Below are 22,235 nucleotides of genomic sequence, written 5' to 3'. Positions count from 1 at the left end.
GATTCAAATGGTATAATTATTTTGAAATTTTAAACGTCGTGCAACATTCTGTTGAACATTGACACGATTTGAAGAAACTTCTTTTTATGATAAAAAATATAACAATGCGTAAATTCTTTCTTTTTCTGTTAGTATCCTTTTTTTCGATGAATTTTATTCATTCGCAAGAATATTATTTTAAGCATTTTCAGGTGGAAGAAGGACTTTCCAATAATACTGTCATTACCTCCATGCAGGACGAAGACGGTTTTATGTGGTTTGGCACGAAAGACGGCCTGAACCGCTTTGACGGGTATCGTTTTAAGACGTACAGAAGTCAGTCAGACCCTGTACACAGCCTCGGAAGCAATTATATACAATCGCTGCATCCATATAAAGGTATTATTTGGGTAGGAACTGATAAAGGTTTGTATCAATACGATAAAAAGACAGATCAGTTTACGGTGCTGAACGAAGCTATTAATGACAGGATCAACGATATAAATCATGATAAAAAAGGAAACATCTGGTTTATATCCGGAAATATCCTTTACAAATACGCCACCACAAAAAAAGAAACCAAGACTTTTAATCCTAATAAATACTTTATTACTACCTCTATCACCAGCGATGAAAATGGTGAGATTTGGGCTTCTTCTCTAAATAAAGTCTACCATTATTCTGAAGAAAGTCTTTCGTTTGAAAATATTACTATAAATCCCCCAGCAAATAAAGCGAACTTTAGGATTACTGTTATTTATGCTTTAGACAAAAACAATATTCTGATTGGTACGCAGGATCATGGTGTATTGGTTTATAATGTCACTACTAAAAATACAACAGATTTAAAATTCTCTGTTAAAGAACCTGTTTTTGTCCGACAATTTAAAAAGAAAGGCCATGAAGAACTCTGGATTGCCAGCGAATCCGGCGTATATGTTTATGATCTTAAAACAAAAGCAAGCCTAAATCTTCGTAAAAACTTTAATGATCCCTATGCGATTTCAGATAATGCTGCCTACTCGATCACCATTGATAAGGAAAACGGAATCTGGATCGGAACGTATTTTGGCGGAATCAATTACCATCAAAAACAATACACGCAGTTTAAGAAATATTTCCCTCAGAAGAACCAGAATTCCATTAGCGGAAGCGCCGTAAGGGAAATTCACAAAGATGATTACGGTGACCTCTGGATTGGTACCGAGGATGCCGGACTGAACCGGTTTAATCCGAAAACACAGCAATTTACTTCGTACCTGCCCAATGGCAGTAAAAGCGGTGTTTCGTATTACAATATTCATGCTTTATTGCCGAGGAAAAACAAAATCTGGGTGGGCACTTTCGAACATGGTTTAGATGTTTTAGATCATAAAACCGGTTCTGTTATAAGACATTACAGTGCCAATGATCCGTCAAGTGGTTTGAGAAGCAATTTTATTTTTTCTTTTTCCGAAACAAAAAACAAAGATCTGATGGTCGTTACAACTATGGGAATTTATCGGTTTAACGAAAAAAATGACAATTTCGATATCCTGAAAATATTTCCGGAAAGCACGCATTACACGAGTTTTAAAGAAGATAGTGACGGTAATTACTGGGCAGGAAGCTACAGGGACGGTTTGTTTTTTTATAATCCGAAAAGCCATAAAAGAGCCGTTTTTATGTATGATTATAAAAATCCGGGCGGCATCAGCAATAATTCGATTAATTCTATTTTTGAAGACAGCCACAAAAATCTCTGGTTTGCTACTGAAAACGGACTGAATCTTTTTGATAAAAAAACGAGGACTTTTACCAAATTTACGAGCAAAAATAGTCTTCCGAGCAGTGTGGTGTATTCTATTTTAGAAGACGATGCCAAAAATTTATGGCTGACCACTTCCAAAGGTCTGGTAAAATTTAGTCCGGATCATAAAAGCATCAAAATTTTCACTACTGCCAATGGTTTATTAAGCGATCAGTTTAATTACAGTTCAGCGTATAAAGACAATAACGGCGATATGTATTTTGGAAACCTAAACGGAATGATTAGTTTTAATCCGAAGCATTTTACGAAAAACAAATACACGCCTTCTACTTTTATCACCAACCTTCAGATCAATAACAAGGATGTAGAGGTCAATAAAAATGACTCACCCCTAAAACAATCTATTTCCCATCTCGATGAATTGGAACTGAACAACAATCAGTCGTCATTTAATCTTGAATTTGCGTCCCTAAACTATACCGCTCCAGAACTTACCGAATATTGGTATCAGCTTGAAAATGTCAACACGGACTGGGTATACCTGGAACGAAACAATAAAGTTTTCTTTACGGAACTGGCTCCGGGGTCTTATGTTTTTAAGGTAAAGTCGCTAAACAGTTTTGGGGTATGGAGTAAGGAAGTGAAGCTGAAAATCAGGATTTTGCCACCCTTTTGGGCGAGTTCGTACGCCTATTGCTTTTATTTTCTATTGATTTGCGGCTTATTTTATTACATTATCCGGTATTCTCAAAATCTGACACAGATTAAGAATAACCGCAAAATAAAACATCTGAACGACGAAAAAGAAAAAGAAATCTATCAGGCCAAGATTGACTTTTTTACCAACGTTGCCCATGAAATCAGGACTCCGCTGACCCTTATCAAAGGGCCGCTGGAGAAACTTTTGATTATGGAACACCAATCGCCTGAGGTACCGCAGAATCTTTCGATAATGAAAAAAAACACATCGAGATTGCTGAAATTGGTGAATGAATTATTAGACTTCAGAAAATCAGAAATTGGCGGTTTGAAACTGACTTTTGTGGAGGCCAATATTTCGTCTATCGTCCGAAATCTGCATTTGAGATTCAGCCCATTAATTGAAGAAAGAGGAATTGAATTTGAAATGCAGCTCGGTGAAAAAGACATTTTTGCCTTTGTGGATAAAGAAGCCCTGAAAAAAATCCTGAGTAATTTAATCAGCAACGCTATCAAATACTCCACAGATAAGGTTTCGATAACGCTTTACAGAGAGGATAAGAAACTGACGCTGCTGGTTCAAAACGATGGAAATCTGATTCCGTTTCAGCTCAAAGACAAAATTTTTGAGCCCTTTTTCAGAGTGGATAATATGGACAGTACTTCCGGAACAGGAATTGGCCTTTCACTGGCGCATGCCTTAACACAACTGCACAACGGAACTTTACAATTAGTCTTACATGCCAAACTCAATATTTTCGAGCTTGTGTTACCGCTGCATCAGGAAGAGGAATTTATGTTGTATACCGATTCTGAAAAAGAAGGGAACCAAACGCAAACAGAAAAAACAGAAGTAGAAACCAAAAATGAAAAACCTCAGGTTTTAGTCGTAGAAGACAATATCGATTTATTGGATTTCATTACTGCGGGATTAGCTTCTTCGTACACTATTTTAAAAGCAGAAAATGGCGAAGAGGCACTGAAAGTAATTCATAACGAAAATATTCAGCTTGTGATCAGCGATGTATCAATGCCTGTCATGGACGGAATTTCAATGTGCAAGGAGATTAAAACAAATTTAGAAACCAGTCATATTCCGGTGATTTTATTAACGGCTAAAAACTCTCTGAAATCACAGATTGATGGTTTGGAAGTGGGTGCCGACGCCTATATTGCCAAACCTTTTTCTATGGATTACCTAAAAGTTCAGGCGAATAATTTGATCGAAAACCGAAAACAGATTATGAATTATTATGCGAGTTCTCCCCTTTCGCACATTAAAAGCATCGCACACAATAAAACCGATGAAAAGTTTCTTAAAAAACTCGATGATGAAATTCTTAAAAACATTACGGACCCTGATTTAAGTGTGGAATCTCTTGCCGAGATCATGAATATGAGCCGTTCTACCCTGTATCGAAAAATCAAAGATATTTCGAATTTGAGTCCGAACGAACTGATCAATATTGTACGTTTAAAGAGAGCAGCAGAACTGCTTTTGAATGAGAATTTCAAAATGTATGAAATTGCTGAAATGGTGGGCTATAAATCACAAACGAGTTTTGGAAGAAACTTTCAAAAACATTTTTCGATGACGCCGTCAGAATATATTGCATTGAATAAATAAGTGTTTCAGGCACAAATTAGTCTTTTAAAGAAAGAGAATTCAAAACTTAAGGAGAAATTAAGTCAAATTGAAAACGTAACTTGTGGCAGACTCCCATAAAATTAATATCTTTAAACTTAAGACTTAAATGATACGGAAATAGTCCCGATGGAATTTTGAAAGTCCGTTATGGTATTGTATATTAATTCATAGATTTAAATGAGAAAAATCAGCCTGTTTCTATTTTTGCTTTCGATATCCTGTACCGCAATTGCGCAGGATTACAAGCAAAAAGATAGTATCGCTGCTGATACTGTCAAAAATATACGTTTCAATTACAAACAGCTCATCATTCCGGGGATCTTATTTGGTTACGGTTTGTGGGGAGCTGAAAGCGGGCAGATAAAAAGCTTTAATTTTCAGATTCGTAATGAAGTTAACGAAAGCATCGACACGAAAGTAACTATCGATGATTTTTCAAGATATGTTCCGGCAGTCTCCGTATACGCTCTAAATGCTTTTGGCGTTAAAGGCAAAAACAACATGAGGGACCGCTCTGTTATTCTGGCTACCTCCACCATTATTTGTGTGGGAACTGTTTTTGGGTTAAAATCAATCACAAATGTAGAGAGGCCCGACGGAACTACCAATGATTCTTTTCCATCAGGACATACTGCTATCGCTTTTGCGGGTGCCGAGTTTCTGTATCAGGAGTACAAGGACCAGTCCATTTGGTACGGCGTTGCGGGTTATGCCATCGCCACGGGAACAGGAGTTTTCAGAATGTACAACAACAGGCACTGGCTTACGGATGTAGCCGCCGGAGCCGGAATCGGAATACTGAGCACCAAAGCAGCCTACTGGCTCAATCCTTATCTTTCCCGAAAATTATTTAATGGCAAAGAAAAAAAATTGACTTCTTTTCTTATGCCTTCCTATGATGGCAAACAGTTTAGTCTCTGTTATTTTAAAACATTTTAATGCTGATCTTACATTTTCATTTTAAAAAAAATCCCAAAGAAGAGTTTTACTATATTTTTCATGTTATTTAATCTTCTGTCTGATCAATTACCTGAATTTTAATTACAGTTAAATTGCCGTATTTTTCAACATCTTTTTTGGTCCATTCAAACTCTATTTCTTGTGGTCTCTTACCATTATCCCATTCATCAACAGGCTCTTTTACATAAACATATAATCCTGTAAATTTTCCCTCTATCATTTTTTGTTTTAATTCGTGTGAACTATTAAATGAAAACATAAAATAGCATGGATAACCTTTTGGAACCTTGACTCCAAAAGCTGATTGTATCTCTGGTTTTATTTCTTTCAGAAGGTTTTTTAAAGGCTTGTTGAGAAATTGCTCTTCATTGGATACTAATTTATAAATATCATCTTGTGTTTGTACCATTTGTTGTGCTTTGCAGTTGAAATTTATAACAAATAATAATATTGCTACTATTTTGACAGTATTTTTCATATTTTTTAATCTTTCCCTAATACTTTAATTCGAATTATAGTAAAATTACCGTACTTTTCCAGATCCTCTTTTGTCCATATAAATTCTATTTCTTTAGGTCTTTTGCCAAGTCCCCACTCATCAACAACCTCTTTTACATATACATATAATCCGAGTATATTAGAATTGGCAGGTTTGCTTTCTATCTCTTTAGGACTAATAAATCTAAAAGCAAAATAACATGGATTATCCAACGATCCGTAAGCCATTTTTATCTCTGGTTTTATTTCTTTAAGAAGATTTTTTAAAGGCTTATTGAGAAATTGCTGTTCATTTGCTTTTAATTTATAAACATCATTAGGTGTTTGCACCATTTGTTGTGCTTGGCAACTAATGGTTATAAATAAGAATATAAGTGCGGATATTTTTAATACATTTTTCATAGCATCTATTCCTCTACGGGTTGAATTACTTTGATTCGAACTACAATTAGATCGCCATATTTCTCTGGATCTTCTTTTGTCCAAACTAATTCTTTGCCTTTGGGTCTTTCGTCATACTTCCAGTCAATAGGAGTTTTTACATAGACATATAGCGATACACGATCTTCCTTACTTCCTTTATTTTGTAATCTTTGCTCCAGTGTTCTAAATTTAAAACTAAAATAGTAGGGATTATCATTAGTAGGATTTGCAGTTTTGATTTCCGGTTTTATTTCTTTGAGAAGTTTTTTCAAAGGTTTATTAATAAATTCCTGTTCATTTGTTTTTAATAGATAGACATCTTTAGTAGTTTTTACCATTTGTTGTGCTTTGCAGCTACAGTGTATCACAGAAAACAACAGTACTAGTTTCAATGTATTTTTCATACTTTTTAGTCTTCTATTCGTTGAACTACCTTTATCCTAGTTACAGTAAGATTACCATATTTTTCTAAATCTTCCTTTGTCCATTGGTATTCTTTTCCCTTAACTCTTTTATCAAAATTCCAGTCAATTGGTTCCTCTACATATATATAAATACTATTATGTTTTCTCCCAATGACCCTTCGATTAATTTCAGTGGGAGTAAAAAATTTGAAAGCAAAAAATGATGGATAATCTACTATTCCGAAAGCCATCTTAATCTCAGGTTTTATTTCTTTCAGAAGATTTTTTAAAGGCTTATTGAGAAATTGCTGTTCATTTGCTTTTAATTTATAAACATCATTACGTGTTTGCACCATTTGTTGTGCCTTGCAGCTAATGTTTGCAAATACGAATAGAATTATAAATGTTTTTAATATGATTTTCATGGTACTTAGTCTTATTTTAAGGATTTGAATATTAACAAAATTATTCTTTACCAATAACTTTAATTCGCTCTAAAGTAAGGTTTCCGTACTTTTCCAGATCCTCTTTTGTCCATTTAGAGGCTGTATCTTTTGGTCTTTTATCAAAATCCCAGTCTAAAGGTTCTTTTACATATACATATAAACCTATACCAAACGTATTATCATTTATTGATTTCTTCATTATTTCTTCACGGCTTATGAATCGAAAAGAAAAAAATGGTGGATAATCTACTGTACCTGAAACAAATTTTATTTCCGGTTTTATTTCTTTCAATAAATTTCTTAAAGGTTTATTGATGAATTGCTGTTCATTCGTTTTTAACTTATAGGCATCCATTGGCACTTGAAGCATTTGTTGTGCTTTACAGTTAGAATTTATAACAAATAATATTGCTAATATTTTTATAGTACTTTCCATACTTTAGTCTTCTATTCGTTCAATTACTTTAATCCTCACTACAGTAAAATTACCATACTTCTCCACATCTTCTTTTCGCCAGGAGAATTCTATTTCTTTTGGTCTGGTACCATAATCCCATTCATCAACGGGCTCTTTTACATAAACGTATAATCCTATAAGTTTTCTTCCTTCCTTTTTTTGTTTTAATTCGTGTGAACTAATAAATGAAAATGAAAAATACGATGGATAACCTACTGAGCTCAACGTTCCAAAAGCTGATTTTATCTCTGGTTTTATTTCTTTCAGAAGATTTTTTAATGGCTTGTTAAGAAATTGCTGCTCATTTTTCTTTAATTTATAGACATCATTAGGCGTTTGAACCATTTGTTGTGCTTTGCAGCTAATGTTTATAAATAGAACTATAAGCGCGGATATTTTTAATATGTTTTTCATTTGTTTTTCATTTTATAAATTAATTACAAGGTATTGAATTGTATGATTTACTGCCATTAGCCTGAGTAATCTCTTTAAAATTAATAGGTTTAAATTCTCCTGAATGTTCTTGTTTCAATAGTGTTATTCCTGATTTAAATTTATCTAAAGTAAAAGCTATTGCATTAGTTTTTCCTTCTACACTTGATCCCATGACATTTACGAGCGCTAGTAATTGGCTAAAAATAACATCAGGAAATTCAGGCGGATATATAGGAGATATATCTGCCGGATAAGCTGTCACAAAAGCTTTTGCCGCTGTTAAATTCGTAATCACAATGGCATAGGTCTGTCCTTCTGTAAAGATGAAAGAAGTTGTAAAATTACTGTTTGTTGTATTCAGCGTTACCGCAGCATAGATATCTCCTGCAGATACCTGAGAATTATTGGGGTGGTTGTGCATCGCGGCAAAAGCTCCGGGCCAATTCTGGTTGACCTTTACTCCGTTTGTGCCTCCGTTGTTCATAGGTGCCTGGGTTAAAGCACCTCCTGTACCATTCCCTAAAGTAATACTGTGTTCCTTTCCGTCAGCACTCGCCTGCATAATATCGGATTTAGCGTTTAAATAACCTGATTTTGCTGAAATTCCTGTTGTTGTTTTAGCGGCACCACAGGGATCTAATTTAAAAGAAGGGAAGTACGTCCGGGGAACAGCACCTGACATACCGGGAGGTCCCCAATTGTATCCGCTTCCATAATCAGGTTCCCAAACCCAGCTGCTGCAGTTTACAGAAGAACCTACATAAACCCAATATCTGCAGTATGTTCGCGAAGTTTCGTTTGATCCCCGACTTAAATTATGCAGGATGGTCACCATTCCGTTTACAAATTCCCCTGAGTATATAATTTTATTTTGACTGTCCTGAATGGTGATGTAGCCCGAATATCTGGGATCGATATGGTAGAAATTTTGTTCCCTATTCGTATTGTCAAAAGCGTAGTCTTTTGTTGTGTAAACAATGTCGTACACTTTGTATTGACCTGCTATGTCGGGAACAAATAATAATCTCATATGCGTTTTGTAGTCTTCATCAGTCACCACATTGGTATTGGTATTTGGTTTCAGTATAAGAGGAACTTCTATCGTCCTTCCCATTTCTCCATTAGTTACAATGGCATTGTTCCAGTCAATCGTTTCGGTGAAGGCTAATGCTTCGAGCTGCAGCCTACTGTTCTCAAACCATTTTTTTGCAGCAGTAACGGCTTTGTTTTGCTCCCTTTTTTGAATGTCGGGTGCTTCATTTTCTTCTTGCTGGCATCGTGACAGAAAAACTCCTACACTTATTAAGATAAAGATAGAAGCTGCCTTTTTTAGTTTACCATCCATAATTTACAGAAATTAAGGTTAATTACTCTATTAAAAACATCACTTAAAACTATATTTAATAAAGGAGAGCAACCATCAGGAATAAACAAACTCTATTATTCATGTAATAAATGGTCTGATATTTAGCATAACTTGTTTTTTGTCAGGATAAATTTTATTGTATTTTAGTCGATTCGCTAAGGGTAAAAACGGTACAAAAAGTATTTTAGCCCATAAAAAAACCAGTGATAAATCACTGGTTTAATTTAAGGTATTCTAAAATCGTTCCCTTTATTTTAGAATGAGTCTCTCCGGAATGTTATTTCAACCCAATTATTTAACGATCAGCTTTTTAGAAATAGTGAAAGATTCGGAACTGATTGTCACAAAATATATTCCTTTGGCTAAATTATGATTGATCTTTCCGGAAGTATTAAGCTTGTTTACCAAAACCCTTCTGCCATTGCTATCGGTAACCGTTACTGTTGCGACAGCACCCGATTTTAATTCCGGGAATACAATATTAAATTCATTATCGGTTGCCGGGTTCGGATAGATCCCGATAAAGGCATTATTTTGGGTACTAATTTCTTCTTTTATACTACTCATTTTAGCGGTAGTAGTGTTTTGAAATTGCCATTGTGCACTTTCCCAATTGTTCTGAGCTCCGGCATATTGAGCAGAACCATTTAAGTTTTCAATATGAATCATGCTTCCGGTCTGCCATCTGTTTTTAATTCTCACCCAGTTAGCATCAACATTTTCGTTTGACCATTGGGCACTCCACCAGCCGGATGATCCTGCCGTACATTGCACGGCCCCTGTTAAGTTTTCAATATGCATTATATCTCCGGTACCTACATTTTTCAATATAAAATAAGTCGCGTCAACGGCAACTTTTTCCCATTTGTAATTGTTATTGGCCACAGTTGCACCATATCCTACATTGGCACCGGCATCGTATAAATAGTTGTTGGTCCACCTGTTTTTAATGGTAAAGTAGTTTCCGGTTGCAGTACTGACCGTAATTGCTGCCGTACTTGTTTTATTCCCGTCTGAAGTGGTTACGGTGATTGTTGCTGTTCCGTTTGAAATTGCGGTGACTAAACCCGCAGCATTAACCGTTGCTACACCGGTATTGTTTGAAGCATAACTAACCGCTTTATTCGTTGCGTTAGAGGGAAGAACTGTTGGTGTTAACTGTTGTGTCGCGCCTACGGACAATGTTGCTGATCCCGGACTAAGACTCACACTCGTAACCGCTACATTTGATGAGTTTACGGTGATTGCAGCAGTGGCCGTTTTGGCACCGTCCTGCGTGGTCACCGTGATGGTAGCTGATCCCGAAGCAATAGCAGTGATTAAACCTGCCCCGTTTACGGTCGCCACTCCGGTATTATTAGAACTGTACGTCACCGTTTTGTTTGTCGCATTGGCCGGAGCAACAGTTGGCGTTAATTGTTGTGTGGCACCAACGCCTAAATTAGCGGTTGTTGGCGAAATTGTTACTCCCGTTACAGGAACTGATGTACTTGAACAATTAGAACCTGGTGTCCAGGAAAATGTACCAATTGCACTGATTTCTTCATTAACAGTAGCATTACCCCCTCTATTGGAATAATTCATATTACAATACGTACCATTTCCGGCAGGAGAACCCGCTATGAGTAGAAAAAAGCCTCTTCCCCAATTTCGGTTTAGGGCATTATTGTTTGGATATTCTTTACCTGTTCCGTTAACCGTTATGTCTTTAAAACTAAGATTATAAATACCGTCTCCTGACCTTTTACTGATCGAAATAGCATCATTTCTGGAATCTGTAATATCGATATTATAAAGCTGCACATTTTTAACCTGAGTTCCGGCATTAGTAGCACTGAAAATATCCACGGCGGCTACCGGATTATTGTAAGTATCATTAAAAGTGCCGCAAGTGGTTACGGTAATATCGTGAATTTCGTGTAGTCCATCATTGTTAAATGGCGCTCCTGGAAAATTATTACTCACCCTGATACCCGCTTCCAGATTGTCTTTTATAATTAAATTGTACGCTTTGTTATTTTTTCCGCCGTAAATAGCAAGGCCACAGGCACGCCAGCAGTTTTCTGAAGTATTGTATCTAAAAGTATTGTTGATACATTCCTGTCCGTCCGCAGACCAGATTGCCTGATCGTCATCGCCATTATTTCTAAAATTACAATGCTCCACGATGGAGTTCACAGTTCCTTTGCAAAGATTAATTCCATCGGCATAGTTGTTTCTGAAACGGCAATGAGACAGTGTAAATCCATCGGCAATTGCAGGGCCTCCCACATTGTATTGTGCAATCCAGGCACCGCATTCAAAATGCTCTGCCCATATATTTTTTACCGTTGAAGTGGCTGTAAAAACTCCGTTTATGGCTTTATAGGAATTACTTCTGGATGCCGAATTTGTCGTTAAATAAAGGTCCGCAAATGAAATATTGGATGCATTGGCACGCAACCCTCCATTCCCGCTGCTGGTGTTCGTGAAATTAATTTGTGTATACCACATTCCCGCTCCTATTAACGAAGTATTGGCCGAGCCGAAATATAATTCGCGATTAACGTTAAAAACACCAGTTGGAATAAATATTTTTTTACCGCCGTTTGCGTCAATAAAGGCTTGGAGATCACTTCCGTTTCCGGTATAGGTCACCGAACCTGATGGAGCGGTAACACTTGCCGGAATAGGTTCCATCTCGGCAAAATCCAAATGGATATTACCCGTTTCCCTCACTAATTTTAAAGTTCCGGAAACAGCGATTTTAGCCGGAAGCTTATAGCGCACTTCGTCAAATCGCATTCTTGGATTCTGGTTTGTAATTCCGCCATTATTTGGATTTCCATTACTCCACAAATATTCCCACGACCAGATTGCAGTCAGGGTGAGCGTTGTAATTTTTGTGTTCCCGTTATACACACCCACAGTGGCTGTTTGTCCGTCAGGAACACTGTATCGGATTACAAGTCCGTCCGCAGCTTCTGTTAGTGTCCATTGAACAGTAGCGTTCGTAGCAGACAGATTTACGCATTGCTGCTCTGTAGCTTCCGATTGCAGATCAGACTGCACATAGGATTTTGAAGTAGTGGCAGCACCATTGGATAATTGCCCCAGGTTTGCTTCATACCTTTTATACGGCGCATCGTAATAGCCCCGCTGTGCCTGTAAATTTGAAGTTAAGAGAATGAAAAAAAGCCCTATGAGAAGGCCATATTTTTCTCTTGTAAAAAAAATAGCATGTAATTGATTCTTCATAATTTTGGTTTTTAAATTAGTAAGTTAGTTCCTAAAAAAAGGATATAACGAAACTAGACTTAAAAAGAAAAATAAAGAAAAGATACATTAAAAATCAAGATTTATACAACGATTTCGTCAATACAAAATACTAATAATCAATACTATATGTTTTTAGTATAAATAAAAAATCAAGAAAAAATACAGATCAGAAGTTTCTGATTTAAGACCAGGCAATACGCTCTTAAACCAATAATTACAGAAATTTGCTTTTAATAACAGTTAGTTTTTCTCTTGTCATTTCATTGATCGAATAGGAAATTCCTCCCATGCCAATACCTGAAGCATCTCTTCCGCCAAAAGGCATCCAGTCTACTCTAAAAGCAGTATGATCGTTTACCATAACGGCGGTGGCATTTAACTTTTTAACGGTATCCAAAGCAATACCGAGATTTTTTGTAAAAACAGCAGCCTGAAAATGAACATCGAGTGCATTTGCTTTTCTTATGGCTTCATCCCGGTCTGTAAACGGATAAATACAAACTACTGGACCAAAAATTTCATGGGTCGAAACTTTAGAATCTTCTGAAGGATTGAACAAAACGGTAGGTTCAAAACAAGTATCGGATATTCTTTTTCCACCTGTAATTATTTTAGCTCCTTTAGTAACAGCTTCATTCACCCATTCTTCTACACGATCTACTTCTTTTGGTGTAATAAGCGCCCCTACATCTGTTGTTTGATCAAACGGATTCCCAACAATTAATTTAGAAGTTGCCTCGGAAAACTGTTCCGTAAAAAGGTCACAAATTTCCTGATTGACATAAATTTTCTGAACCGATACGCAAACCTGACCGGCATGATAAAAACCTCCCTTTACCAAATCCGGAATCATCTCTTTAAAATCGGCATCACTTTCAACAATAACCGGTGCTGCTCCGCCATGCTCCAGGGCACATCGGGTACCCGGGGCTAATTTACTTTTCAGGTACCAGCCTACTTTTGCAGAACCAATAAAAGATAAAAAATGAACTCTCGGATCTGTCACCAGTAATTCTGTTGTTTCATTATCACATAACACCACTTGCAGCCAGCCTTCCGGCAAACCGGCTTCTTTTAAAATATCGGCAAGTGCAAGACCTGATAATGGCGTATTGCCTGCCGGCTTAAATACCACAGGGCAACCCGCGGCAATAGCAGTCGCAATCTGATGAACTGCTAAATTTAATGGGTGATTGAAAGCGCTAACCGCTGCCACAATTCCAATAGGTTCTTTTGAGGTAAAGGCGATTCTGTTTAAGGAGGCTTCAGTAAGTCCCATTGGAATTTGTTCTCCTTTTATTTGCGAAATATGCTCTGCGGCTAACTTTACTCCTGTGATCGCTCTTGCCACTTCTGCCTTTGTATCCTGATAGGGTTTTCCGCCTTCGCTGATTGCCAAGTGAATTAATTCCTCGCTCCTTTCCTTCATTAGGAAAGCAGCCTTTTCTAATATTTCCATTCTTTTATAGGCCGGAATCCAGTTGGATTGCTCTTTAAATAAGTTTTCGGCAATATCCAGTATATTTTTAATATCGTTTTTATTGATCAGCGGTAACTCCTTTACTATACTTTGATCGTACGGGAATAGTACTTTTATCGTTTTTTCCATAATGTTTTTTTAGTTGAACTTAAAACCCTGCTTCTTTTTTAATCGAAGTTTGTCTCCTGATTTGTTTTTTAAATTTAATCAAATTATCGCTGGCTGCAATGTCTTATTTTATACTATTTAACATTTTCGGCCTACAAATAACTTATAGGTGTCGTTAAAATAATCTCCCTGTTTTCTAATAAAGGGACGATTTTCCCCAGAACAAATTCCTGAAAATGAGACGAATTACGATGTTCCGCTACGGCAGCTTCACTCGAATATCCTTCGAACAAAACAATTGTATTTAAATCTGAATTACTTCGATGAATTTTATAAAACAGATTACCTTCTTCTCTGATACTGGCGTCATGCACCGTTTTTAACAAGCTTAAAACATTTTCAACCTGCCCTTCTTTAACTTTCCATGTGGCAAAAACATGAATCGGATTTTGATTTTCCATTTTGATTTTTTTTTAAATTTTATACTATAAATTTAGATTGTCGGAGAGAATTCCACGGTATTAAAAATAATATTGACCCCAACCCTTTTTGGAAGAGGCCAATACAAGCAGTCCATTATTTTTTAGCAGATTCCAAAATCGAAATCATTTTTTCAGCCACTCCTTTTGCGGAAGCAGGATTTTGTCCGGTTACCAGATTACCATCGGCAATGCTGTGTGCTGACCATATTGCGGCAGCATGAAATTTTGCTCCCTGTTTGGTTAGGGCACTTTCCAGTAAGAAAGGCACATCGGCTATAGCATAACCTTTTTCTTCCTCATCTGTAAAAGAAGTGATGTTTTTACCGTTAACCAGATAAGATCCGTCGCTTAGTTTTACATTTAATAAGGATACCGGTCCGTGACAGACTGCTCCAACAACAGCATTTCGTTCGTAGGTTTCTTTAATCACTTTTTTTAGAAGTGCATTTTCCGGCATATCAACCATTGGTGCCAGTCCGCCAGGTACAAAAATCGCATCATATTGACTAACATCAACATCAGACAATTTAACGGCTTTTTGCATGCTTTCCCATCCCTTGCCTGTTAGAAAGGCTAAGTTCTGAGGATCATTTGCGAGATTAAGCGCATCTAAATAAGGCGTATCTCCTGTTAAACCTGCAAAGTCTATTTGGTAATTTGCTTGGTCGAATTCGGCATAAGGATGCGCTACTTCCGGAAGAAAAATTCCGGTTCTTCTGTTGTTGGGTCCAATTGCATTGGCATTAGATACGATAATTAAAATTTTCTTGTTCATTTTTGTTTCGTTTTTAAGGGTTGTTTTTTGTTTTACTGCTGTGTTTTCTTTTTGATTTTGTGCGTAGGAAGAAAAAAAGGCAAGTGCCGCTGTTACCATCATAAGTTTTTTCATTTCTATAATTTTTTAAGTTGTTATGAATTATTTATAAGGCAAATTTATAGCAGTTCCCCTCCTCAGAACGAGGAGGAAAGTCACAAAAAAAGTGTGATGAAAATCACACTTGAGCGTTAAAAAGGTCTGTTATTTATGGCTGGAGTACAGCCTGCTTAGGGTTTCCCGGCTTACTCCAAGATATTCCGCAATGTATTTTTTGGGAATTTTTTGCATGAGATTGGGATAAAGATCCGCAAATTCTCTGTAGCGCTGCTGCGGATTATTGGAAAGTAAAGAAATCACCCTTTGCTGAAGCGCAATATATCCTTTGGTGAGTTTTACCCTGAAAAAATGTTCCATTTTATGAAGCGTTACAGAGAGTTTCTCCCTTCCTTCCAATGTCAGGCATAACACCTCTCCTGCTTCCATACAGACCACATACATATTGGCCTGCTTCTGATTGAAGTAGGCCATATAATCAGACATCCACCAATTTTCTGTTGCAAACTGTACGATGTGTTCTTTACCCTCTTCGTCAAGATAAAATAGCCTGAAAATACCGCTCATAATGATGTATTCATATTTGGCATCATCACCTTGCTGAATGAGATATTGATTTTTTAATACCTTTCGAATCGTAAAAAATGGTTTGATCGATTCAAACTCTTCATCACTAATGGGTATGATCTCTTCAATATGTTTTCTTAGCTTTTCCATAATTTATTTTCACCTTCTCAAAGATAGAAGATTTATAATGGCATCAAAATTCCCCTTTTATTTATGATTGAATGCTGGTGAAATTTATCGTTTTATTATTTTGGATACGTAATTTTTATTTTCAATTTGAAACTTTATAAAGTACATCCCTGCGCCCAGTTCTGAAATATTGATTTTATTCCTTTCAGATCCTTCCATCAGCTTTTGTCCACTGCCATTAAATATCTGGTATTTTTCGACTGGTATTTCAGAATCAATAGTAATGAAATTAGTGGCCGGATTGGGATAAATACTGAATTTAGATATTTCCATTTCATCAATTCCCAGATTAGCACTCCCAAATTCATCTGCTCCACAGTCAATTATTCCTCCTTCAATTCTTAATTGGTTATAATAATCCGTTTCCGTATTTGCAGGAACATAAGCGGGATTTCCGGCATTTTTGGCTGGAGAACTGGTCAGAAGATGAAAATCAGGATTTGTACCACTGGCAGTCGTCAGTTGCGGATTGGCAAATATCGAATTCGTGTTGGTTGCCGTTCCCGTTACAATAGCGGCATATCCTGCATACTCGTTGCCGTTCCAGTCTGTTGTTAGACTGGCCGTACCCGCCTGGCAAAAAAAGTTGTTATAATTAAATTTTAAGCCCGGCTGTGTCAGTTCTGCATAGGCCAGAATATTTTGGGTACTTGTATAGAAAATATTGTTTTCAATCGTACTGTTTTCACTATAAGAAAGGTATAATTCTCCGTTTCCCGAACCGCTGTAATCATTCATCAGGCAGGTGTTGTTTCTAAAAGACGAGTTGATTACTTTTCCGGAACCTGACGGATAAGCAAATCCTCCCATGGCTAGGGCACAAATCTCATTATCGTAAAAAACATTATTTCTAATGATAATTCCATCTGTAGTCTGACCGATTTTTTCGCATCCCACCTCGATTCCGTAGCCATTATGATACGAGGTATTGTTTTCAACAGTGATGTTCTTTCCCCCGTCAATATAAATTCCCCCGGATGTTGAATAGGCAGCAGTACAATGATGCGCCGTATTGTTTTTAACCAATCCATTTCGTGCCTGATCGTTTGCCGGATTGGGGCAGGTTCCTTCGTGACCAATGATATCGATACCAATATTGGTTAGATTGTGGACGTTATTACCAGTGACTTCAAATCCGTTTACGTTTCCATTAACGGCGATTCCTTCGCTGTACCCTAATCGGCAATTATACAATTCATTATTCTGTATTTTTAAATTTGTGATTGCTGTCGTGGCGTTGGTACCAAATACTATAATTCCCTGCGCATTGACGGTTTCATTTACAGCTGCATTGGGATTCGCTGAAAAATGAATATCGTGTATTTTACAGTTTTTAACGGTAATATTTGTTCCGCTTCCTTCAATTAGAATTCCCTGAGCATCATTTTGAATATTATTTTGCAGCTCAATCCCTTCAATAGTTACATTACTTTTATTGTTGACAGCAAGAATAGCATTTTGAGAGGTTATCCCGCCTGCATCAATAACCGGCAGTACTGCCGAGTAATTTTTAAGGGTAATATTATTGTTCGGAATTGTAATTTTCTCTGAGTAAGTTCCTGGAAAAACGTTTAAAATACCATTGGCAGGCAATTGATTTAAACCGTATTGTATTGTTTTCCAAGGTGAAGAAAGAGAACCCGAATTCGCATTATTACCTGTTATGTCAACATAATAATTGGTTTGTGCGAAACAAAAATTCGACAAAATGCAAAGGATTAAAATTATTTTTTTTCTGATCATGGTTTGACGTTCTGTTAGAGATTTGGTAAGCCAAATGTATTAATTAAAGACCAAAATACGAGCTGTTATTTTTATTTAATAGCCTCCCAAATATTCAAAATAACAGCTGTGTTATCTATTGCTTCCTTCATCATTACAACCTGTTGCTATTTATTAGGTTAAATAATAACATATTGGTTAGATTTGCAGAAAATTAGATCGTTAGGAACTAAAAAAAAAGAAAAAAATACAGTAGCCGAAAACGGAAAAGAAATCATTGACACAAGGCTTAAAAATAAAATTGTGTTCCAGAACTTGAAAAACAAAAACCAGCATATCGAACAATTCCCACTGACGCCTAATGCAAAGGCAGGCGTTTTTATTCGTAATATGAAGGGCAACAACAGTGAGGAACACGATATTTCTAAACCACACCGGGACAATCATTGTCAGTTGATGCTGGCTACTGAGGGAAGCTTTAAGCTGAATATTGATTTTGAAAATGTTGAGTTTAATGCCCCGGCTTTAATTTGTGTCTTTCCCGAACAAGTGCATTACATCATTGAAGTGGATTCTCCAAAAGGATGGATTATTAATTTTGACCCTTCACTGGTAGATAAAGAACTTCTTCAGCTAATGGAAAACAAAATGAATGCTCCACTTCCCTTAGAGCCCACTGCAAATCTATTTCATCAGGCCACAACTTTAATGGCTTTGATAGAAAAATTACAATCAGAAAACACCAATAAATTTGTTCATAAAGCCAGTCACAGCTTATTAAATGGCCTCCTGAACCTGATCATTGGAGAAATTATGACCGGTTCATCCAGTCAAAATCAGAAAACAAGTCGGGGGATTATTCTTAAAGACACCTTTGGCCAATTGCTGAAACAGCATTTCAAAACCTGGAAACAACCTGCACAATATGCGGCTGCATTAGCCATTTCAGCTGCTCATTTAAACGATACCGTAAAAGCATTAACCGGAAATCCGATATCCATTCATATTCAGGAAACTTCAATTCTGGAGGCCAAAAGACTTTTATACTTTACCGATAACAGCGTAAAAGAAATTGCCCACGAAGTGGGATATGACGAACCGGTTTACTTTGGAAAACTTTTCAAAAAGCTGACAAACATGACTCCTCTTGAATTTCGGAAACAATTCCGTGATTAGGACTATCCTTCCAGCCATTCGTTCTATTTTAAGTTTCTCCTCTGTTCTAGCTTTGCATTATAATTAAAAACAATTATCATGCAACACGAAATTAATATCCCAATCGTACTCGAAGCAGTAAAAAAAGCCGGAAACCTCTTTTTAAAAGACTATAAGCAAAATACCATACCACAAACTATGGACGAACTTGTAGCAGAATTGGAAAACATAGATACCTTGTGTCTGACTTGCTTAAAAGAAGATTTATCGGTTGAATTTCCAAATACACCCTGGCATATTGGGGATGAGTTTGATACCGAAGCGCAAAGAAATCCCGCCCCGCATGCCGAATATTGGCTTTGCGATGCCATGGACGGAGCTATACAATATCTGCAGCACATGGCAGGATGGACCATAAATCTGGTGCTCGTCCGCCATGGTCAACCTCATTTTTCGGTGATTTTTGACCCACTGGCCAATGAGATTTTTTGGGCTAAAGACGGCGAAGGTGCCTTTATGAATGACGCACCATTGCAACTAAGCCGAAAAACCGATTTTGCAGTGATGTTATCCGTTTTTGAATATGGACATCAGGATAAATCACATAATGGTTTATCCCAAAAAACAGGTTCTACGGTAACGAGCTTAATTCAAAATTTTGGTATTGTCAGAAATTATGGTCCGCATGGTTTGCAATTGGCTTATATTGGTGCAGGCAGAATTGATTTTTTTATTCAGGAAGATCTCGATACTTACAACTGGATTGCAGGCATACTCATTGCCAGAGAAGCCGGCGCAGTAATTTTAACAACCGATGGAACACCCTGGAAATGGGGAAGTGAGAGTCTGTTAGTAGCCAAAAAAGAAACAGCTCAGCAATTCATACAATTAACCTCCAAAAAATCATAAAATGAAAATAACAGTCATAGGAGCCGGTGCAGGTATTGGGTTGCAAACTGTAATTCAGGCATTAGAAAGAGGGCATACAGTAACGGCACTCTCAACAGATACTTCGGCAATTCCGGATCATCATTTACTGACCAAAATAAACGGAAGTGCCACTATTACAGCAGATTTAAAACAAGCGCTAAAAGATTCAGATGCTGTACTGATCACCGTTGGTACTAAAAATAAAAAAGCGACTACCTTATTTTCAGATATTGCAAAGGCACTTATAACGGCGACAGCAGAATTAAATTTCTTATCCCCGGTACTCATAATTACAGGTTTTGGATCAGGAGAAAGCAAAAATTATCTGAGCTTTTTTATGCGAACGGTCATTAGGCTTTTTCTGAAAGAACAATACAGCAATAAAACGTTGATGGAAGAGCTGATTGTAAACAGTACTGTCAATTGGGAAATAATTAGGCCGGGAATACTGACAAACGGTCCATTAACCCAATCTTACCAGGTATTGCCTCAACTTAAAAAAGGGATGAAAGTGGGTAAAATTTCAAGAGCAGCCGTGGCTCATTTCTTAGTAAGTGAAGCCGAAAACACACGGTTTTTAACACAATATGTAACATTGACAACTTAGTAAAGAGCATAAGTCAATGTTCGAATTAGAAGTCTTTGGAGTTATTTCAAACGGCAACGAAACCACAACATAAATAAATAAAAAAGGCACCCGTTTTAGCGGGTGCCTTTATAAGCTCACTGTTATAGTATAATTATGCTATGACTACGTTTACTGCGTTTGGACCTTTACGGCCTTCTTCCACGTCAAATCTTACTTGGTCGTTTTCACGAATGTTTTCTGATAAACCTGAAACATGAACAAAAATTTCGTTTCCTCCATCGTTAGGAGTTATAAATCCAAAACCTTTTTCTTCATTGAAGAATTTTACTGTACCTTCTTGCATTTTAATATATTTAATTAGCCAAATGTAATACTTTTAAATGAGAACTAGCTGAATTTGAGATTTTTATTTTATTTTTTTTATTCAACAGGCTTCTGCAGGGCACGCAGCAGCAATTTTATTTTTTTAATTGGCATTAAAAAATCCATTTTTTACCTAAAGAATACTGGGTTAACGTCTTTTAATTTCTGCAATTCGGGAGAACCTCAATGGCTTTTCAAAAGAATAAACATAAAATTTCATCTTTCGCTTCTATAAATTTACGATATATCGTAATCTAAAATCACTGTCAAAAAACATAAAACCCTGACTTCATTAGCTTTTGGAGTTAGGGCATATTATTTGGCTATTGTTCTGCATCTATCATAAATTAAAAAATGTACAACATGAAAAACAGCCCTTAAAAAGGAAACAGGGAAATTCTCTTTCTCTCCAAATCCAGTCATTATTTTTTTCTTAATCTAGGTTAATCGACGGACTCTTGCAGCTGCTGTAAGTTTGTAAAAGAAAAATAACAACAACCATTCAATCAAAATCAGAATTTAATCACCCAACTAATTTTAATCATTATTTCTAAAATTTAATAATCTAAAACCATAAAAAAATGAGCACATTTAAAACACAAGACGGAACGGAAATTTTTTACAAAGACTGGGGAACAGGACAACCAATTGTTTTTCACCACGGATGGCCATTATCCAGTGATGACTGGGATGCACAAATGATGTTTTTCTTAAAACAAGGCTACAGAGTTATTGCACATGATCGCCGCGGGCACGGACGCTCCGGTCAAACTTCTGAAGGAAATAATATGGAAACCTATGCATCAGACATAGCCGAACTTACAGCTGCATTAGATTTAAAAAATGCTATTCACGTAGGGCACTCCACTGGTGGCGGTGAAGTGGTACGATATGCTGCAAAATACGGAAAAGCACGTGTTGCAAAAGCAATTATAATTAGTGCCGTAACACCAATAATGATTCAAAATGAAACTAATCCTGAAGGGGTACCATTAGCTATTTTTGATGAAATAAGACAAGGTACAGGATTTACCAGAGCACAATATTTTTATGATTTCCCGATTCCGTTTTACGGATGGAACCGCGAAGGAAAACCAGTTCAGGAAGGAATCAGACACAATTGGTGGCGTCAGGGAATGATGGGTTCCGTATTGGCACATTATGAAGGAATAAAAGCTTTCTCTGAATCCGATTTCACAGAAGATCTTAAGAATTTAGACATTCCGGTTCTTGTATTACACGGAGAAGACGATCAGATTGTACCTTTTAATCAGGCACCGAGAGCAGCAAAACTTTTGAAAAACGGAAAATTAATTTCTTATCCCGGATTTCCTCATGGTATGCCAACTACAGAGGCTGAAACCATCAATAATGATATTCTGGCTTTTATTAAAGCATAAGCAGACCTTACAGTTACAAAAACTGTCTGTAAAGGTTCGCTTTTGCAGACAGTTTA

Annotated in this window: 20 protein-coding genes; 6 read left to right on the top strand and 14 right to left on the bottom strand. The window is 36.7% G+C overall.

Annotation, left to right across the window (positions count from 1 at the left end; translation table 11 throughout):
- Positions 1 to 86 precede the first annotated feature (86 nt).
- Positions 87 to 4,055, top strand: a complete 3,969-nt coding sequence (locus EV142_RS07710) for a hybrid sensor histidine kinase/response regulator transcription factor (protein WP_244606811.1) — start codon at positions 87 to 89, stop codon at positions 4,053 to 4,055.
- Positions 4,056 to 4,253: 198 nt separating this feature from the next.
- On the top strand, positions 4,254 to 5,015 hold the full coding sequence (locus EV142_RS07705) for a phosphatase PAP2 family protein (RefSeq protein WP_132034143.1): 762 nt from the start codon (positions 4,254 to 4,256) through the stop codon (positions 5,013 to 5,015).
- A 67-nt stretch (positions 5,016 to 5,082) separates the two neighbouring features.
- Here the strand turns inward: EV142_RS07705 and EV142_RS07700 are convergent, their stop codons facing one another.
- The 13 genes from EV142_RS07700 to EV142_RS07640 all read right to left on the bottom strand — a co-directional run bounded on the left by EV142_RS07700 (position 5,083) and on the right by EV142_RS07640 (position 17,727).
- Positions 5,083 to 5,514 carry a hypothetical protein gene (locus EV142_RS07700; protein ID WP_132034141.1) on the bottom strand — a complete coding sequence of 144 codons (432 nt, stop codon included), beginning with the start codon at positions 5,512 to 5,514 and terminating at the stop codon, positions 5,083 to 5,085.
- A 5-nt stretch (positions 5,515 to 5,519) separates the two neighbouring features.
- Positions 5,520 to 5,936 (bottom strand): hypothetical protein, encoded by a 417-nt coding sequence (locus tag EV142_RS07695; RefSeq protein WP_132034139.1) that lies wholly within the window; start codon positions 5,934 to 5,936, stop codon positions 5,520 to 5,522.
- Positions 5,937 to 5,941: 5 nt separating this feature from the next.
- Positions 5,942 to 6,361 (bottom strand): hypothetical protein, encoded by a 420-nt coding sequence (locus EV142_RS07690; protein WP_132034137.1) that lies wholly within the window; start codon positions 6,359 to 6,361, stop codon positions 5,942 to 5,944.
- Positions 6,362 to 6,366: 5 nt separating this feature from the next.
- Positions 6,367 to 6,786 carry a hypothetical protein gene (locus EV142_RS07685; RefSeq protein ID WP_132034135.1) on the bottom strand — a complete coding sequence of 140 codons (420 nt, stop codon included), beginning with the start codon at positions 6,784 to 6,786 and terminating at the stop codon, positions 6,367 to 6,369.
- A gap of 40 nt (positions 6,787 to 6,826) precedes the next feature.
- Positions 6,827 to 7,243, bottom strand: coding sequence for a hypothetical protein (locus tag EV142_RS07680; protein WP_132034133.1), 417 nt, complete (start codon positions 7,241 to 7,243; stop codon positions 6,827 to 6,829).
- A gap of 3 nt (positions 7,244 to 7,246) precedes the next feature.
- Entirely contained in the window at positions 7,247 to 7,678 is a 432-nt protein-coding gene (locus EV142_RS07675) for a hypothetical protein (protein WP_132034131.1), read from the bottom strand.
- A gap of 19 nt (positions 7,679 to 7,697) precedes the next feature.
- On the bottom strand, positions 7,698 to 9,044 hold the full coding sequence (locus EV142_RS07670; protein WP_132034129.1) for a hypothetical protein: 1,347 nt from the start codon (positions 9,042 to 9,044) through the stop codon (positions 7,698 to 7,700).
- 312 nt (positions 9,045 to 9,356) lie between these two features.
- Positions 9,357 to 12,302 carry an Ig-like domain-containing protein gene (locus EV142_RS07665; RefSeq protein WP_132034127.1) on the bottom strand — a complete coding sequence of 982 codons (2,946 nt, stop codon included), beginning with the start codon at positions 12,300 to 12,302 and terminating at the stop codon, positions 9,357 to 9,359.
- Between the two features lie 235 nt (positions 12,303 to 12,537).
- Positions 12,538 to 13,932 carry an aldehyde dehydrogenase family protein gene (locus EV142_RS07660; RefSeq protein ID WP_132034125.1) on the bottom strand — a complete coding sequence of 465 codons (1,395 nt, stop codon included), beginning with the start codon at positions 13,930 to 13,932 and terminating at the stop codon, positions 12,538 to 12,540.
- Between the two features lie 131 nt (positions 13,933 to 14,063).
- Positions 14,064 to 14,372, bottom strand: a complete 309-nt coding sequence (locus EV142_RS07655; protein ID WP_132034123.1) for a putative quinol monooxygenase — start codon at positions 14,370 to 14,372, stop codon at positions 14,064 to 14,066.
- A 115-nt stretch (positions 14,373 to 14,487) separates the two neighbouring features.
- Positions 14,488 to 15,282 carry a type 1 glutamine amidotransferase domain-containing protein gene (locus tag EV142_RS07650; RefSeq protein ID WP_202978488.1) on the bottom strand — a complete coding sequence of 265 codons (795 nt, stop codon included), beginning with the start codon at positions 15,280 to 15,282 and terminating at the stop codon, positions 14,488 to 14,490.
- 129 nt (positions 15,283 to 15,411) lie between these two features.
- Positions 15,412 to 15,981 carry a Crp/Fnr family transcriptional regulator gene (locus tag EV142_RS07645; protein ID WP_132034121.1) on the bottom strand — a complete coding sequence of 190 codons (570 nt, stop codon included), beginning with the start codon at positions 15,979 to 15,981 and terminating at the stop codon, positions 15,412 to 15,414.
- Between the two features lie 84 nt (positions 15,982 to 16,065).
- Complete coding sequence (locus tag EV142_RS07640) at positions 16,066 to 17,727, bottom strand: right-handed parallel beta-helix repeat-containing protein (RefSeq protein ID WP_158286307.1); 1,662 nt, start codon at positions 17,725 to 17,727, stop codon at positions 16,066 to 16,068.
- 219 nt (positions 17,728 to 17,946) lie between these two features.
- Here EV142_RS07640 and EV142_RS07635 point away from each other — a divergent pair, with 219 nt between their 5' ends.
- From EV142_RS07635 to EV142_RS07625, 3 genes are all read left to right on the top strand, one after another.
- The gene (locus EV142_RS07635; protein WP_132034117.1) at positions 17,947 to 18,918 is read left to right on the top strand and encodes an AraC family transcriptional regulator; all 972 of its coding nucleotides are present in this window, start codon (positions 17,947 to 17,949) and stop codon (positions 18,916 to 18,918) included.
- Positions 18,919 to 18,996: 78 nt separating this feature from the next.
- On the top strand, positions 18,997 to 19,806 hold the full coding sequence (locus tag EV142_RS07630) for an inositol monophosphatase family protein (RefSeq protein WP_132034115.1): 810 nt from the start codon (positions 18,997 to 18,999) through the stop codon (positions 19,804 to 19,806).
- Between the two features lies 1 nt (position 19,807).
- On the top strand, positions 19,808 to 20,434 hold the full coding sequence (locus EV142_RS07625; protein WP_132034113.1) for an NAD(P)-dependent oxidoreductase: 627 nt from the start codon (positions 19,808 to 19,810) through the stop codon (positions 20,432 to 20,434).
- A 133-nt stretch (positions 20,435 to 20,567) separates the two neighbouring features.
- Here EV142_RS07625 and EV142_RS07620 read toward each other — a convergent pair whose 3' ends face one another.
- Positions 20,568 to 20,759 carry a cold-shock protein gene (locus EV142_RS07620; protein ID WP_127339275.1) on the bottom strand — a complete coding sequence of 64 codons (192 nt, stop codon included), beginning with the start codon at positions 20,757 to 20,759 and terminating at the stop codon, positions 20,568 to 20,570.
- A 601-nt stretch (positions 20,760 to 21,360) separates the two neighbouring features.
- Here EV142_RS07620 and EV142_RS07615 point away from each other — a divergent pair.
- The gene (locus EV142_RS07615) at positions 21,361 to 22,179 is read left to right on the top strand and encodes an alpha/beta fold hydrolase (protein WP_132034111.1); all 819 of its coding nucleotides are present in this window, start codon (positions 21,361 to 21,363) and stop codon (positions 22,177 to 22,179) included.
- Positions 22,180 to 22,235 lie beyond the last annotated feature (56 nt).

Origin of the sequence: Flavobacterium circumlabens (genome assembly GCF_004345565.1) — a bacterium.
GTDB classification, from domain to species: domain Bacteria; phylum Bacteroidota; class Bacteroidia; order Flavobacteriales; family Flavobacteriaceae; genus Flavobacterium; species Flavobacterium circumlabens.
The sequence above is the reverse complement of the archived record's forward strand: the minus strand, read 5'-3'. Positions and strand labels throughout refer to the sequence as shown.